We start from the raw sequence: 2,673 nt of genomic DNA on the forward strand, positions 1-2,673 counted from the left end.
GCAATGTCAGATAAACGGTCAGCTGCTTTAGGGATAAACTCATGGTTCTAGTAATTTCACTAATTGCTTTTGGGGTCTATATACTTACACTTTACTGAAAAATGTCAAGTGTTGGCCGAAGAATATTATCCAGTTACGTGAAATAGCGGGTGGGGCGGGGGCGCGGGGAGTGTGGGAGCTGTGGTTAGTGTGGGAAGTAAATATAAGATATGTTAATCTTTTATTATAATAGCGCTTTTGATAGGAATTTGATAAAGATAGCTATTGTTTCGTTGTTGGGTTGAGAATGCGTTCGCGTAGCGTGACTTTCGGTCAATCGCTTTTAGCGGAAGCTGAGGCCTTTGGGCCACGCTACGCGAACGCTTCATCGCGTAGCGTGACCTACGGTCAATCGCATTTGCCCCCTAAATCCCCCTCTGGGGGACTTTGACATCATTAAACCCCAAAATTGGGGAGCTAGGGGAAACTTTGACATCATTAAAACCCCACAATTGGAGGACTAGGGGTGAATTTGACATCATTACCCCCTACGGTGCGCTTTCCGTTGGCGAATTAAATTCGCTCTTTGCGCGCGCCTTCGGGTCGCACCGCAAAATTGGGTAACTAGGGAGGCGAAATCAACTTAACCGCGTAAGTCCTGTTAATAACTGATTAGTTTTTTGAAAAAATCGCGCAAAATAGCCAATTTATTAGGTATAGTCCTCAAAAATTAGGGATTATTAAGGATATCGCGCCAACTTTCCAAATTATCACAAATATTTACAGTCGTTCTGCAATATCCAAAGCCTTTTGATAGGGAGCATCCCAATTTGGCACGTTAGCTCTTTTTAGGGGGCTGAAACCCTTGAAATATCGTTGCTTTGGGTAATATTGTTTCCAAAATGGGATGCTCCCTTTTGATAGAGGGGTTTGGCCTGATCATAGCGCCCCGACGACTTCAGCTAATGCTCATGAATAGGAATCTCGCCAACATAAACTGTTCCGTTGCTGTCATCCTTTAGGCGCACAGGAGTGTTGAGGCATTCTTTGATAAATTTCTTGACACCAAGATAGACCTGACTGTTTTGAGACTCTGGTTTGCACAGGTCAATGTGGTTATTTGCCAGAGCAACCGGCTTCACTTTTTCAATGCCTGGATTGGCACTATCTGGGTCTACCACCAAAATTCCTTTTACAGGCTGGGTTTCATAATAGACCTTTGTGGCAATGCCTAAACTCCGAACATTTTCTCGATACCATTCATTCAATTCTCGTAACTGAGGGGAATGAGCTTTTAGTTCCTTTACACTTACTGTAGTTTGTGCCAGAACGCCAATATTATCAATTAAATTAGCTAGATTAGCACCAGTGTGGGGAGTACCCATAAATACAATCCCTTTAGTCTTCTCAAGAATAGCTTGTTTTTGAAACGTCAAGGCACTACTAAGCATTTTTTTTACTAAAAGCCCGCCCATACTGTGAGTAATAAATACTAATGGACGCTTACCGAGCTCGTGAATATCTAACCAATCTAATAAATTACTGGCTTGATCGAAAAGGGGCATACTGCTGTTGCTTTTCCAGTTTGTCCCTTCAGCGTCATACCCAAAAGACCAGATATTAAGACCTAGCTGTTCTTTTCCTAACCAAACTGGCCAAAAGTCATCATCATCCTGTTTTCCCTTAGGATGCCACGTGCTTCTAGCATCCCCTCCCAGCCCGTGAACAAATACGACATCCGCACTGGGCAATGAGTCCTGATGGCTTGAGATTTCCATCAAGCCGATTATTTTAGTCAAGGATTAGCCTCCAGTTAACTATATAGCATTAACCAGTTGATGCTTTAAACCAAATCTTGATTTAGTTTAACACAGGGAAAAATAGGGAGTCGGGAGTCGGGAATCGGGAATCGGGAATCGGGAAAAAATTATCAAAATTAATTACTTTTTCGATTTACTATTACCGATACTCTCGATAAAATTACTTATCAAAAAAATGCGATTCTCTGAAAGAGACGCTACGCGAACGCTAACATTTTTTTTGTGAATTTTACTTTGGCTGTTTGACCTGGTGGTGCGTTACGGGGCGGACTATACTAAGGCTGGCGCTTGAGCAAACAATTAGGGCAAGTCCACCCCTAACGCACCCTACACAACTATTCCCTTTTTCCTTAAAAAAAAACAATATTCTATTTCCTTTCCGTACATTTTATTTAAATCCCCCCTCAAAAAATATTTTCTAAAACCCCTTGACAAAATAATTTATAATCATTATGATTATAATATAAATTTCAAGCAAAGGTTTTAACGATGACTGAAGAGTTTATCCCAAACGAAAACAACAATCCTGAAGAGATTACTCCCGCTAATACTCCTCAGGAACCTTCTCCAAAAAAATACCCAGTTAAGCACATTCTTAAAGGGTCACGTAAGGCCATAATTAAGACCATGCATACCCTATATGCCCTGCGTTACGCGGAAATCTCGGAGTGGAGCCCCCTTCAGCCCACGGGCATCCCAGGGGAATTCATCACGATGATGACCAAGTACCTCATTATCGATTAAACTAGTTGAGGGGGGGTAACCCCCCTGGCCAAAACATCAGGTCTCATGACATGGGATTGTGTTTAGGTTTGGTTAAAAAATTGTAGTCATCATCAAAACCTATAGCCGTGGAAATTATTTCTGCGGCTAA

2 protein-coding genes are annotated in these 2,673 nt (G+C 41.9%); one reads left to right on the forward strand and one right to left on the reverse strand.

Going from position 1 to position 2,673, the window contains the following annotated elements; translation table 11 throughout:
• Window positions 1-941: 941 nt before the first annotated feature.
• Entirely contained in the window at window positions 942-1,778 is an 837-nt protein-coding gene (locus F6K37_RS37620; protein ID WP_287256129.1) for an esterase/lipase family protein, read from the reverse strand.
• Between the two features lie 510 nt (window positions 1,779-2,288).
• On the opposite strand from F6K37_RS37620, the gene F6K37_RS37625 reads away from it, so the two are divergent.
• Window positions 2,289-2,543 carry a hypothetical protein gene (locus tag F6K37_RS37625; protein ID WP_287256131.1) on the forward strand — a complete coding sequence of 85 codons (255 nt, stop codon included), beginning with the start codon at window positions 2,289-2,291 and terminating at the stop codon, window positions 2,541-2,543.
• The last annotated feature ends 130 nt before the right edge of the window (window positions 2,544-2,673 follow it).

Origin of the sequence: Moorena sp. SIO4E2, assembly GCF_010671945.1 — a bacterium.
Lineage (GTDB): Bacteria > Cyanobacteriota > Cyanobacteriia > Cyanobacteriales > Coleofasciculaceae > Moorena > Moorena producens.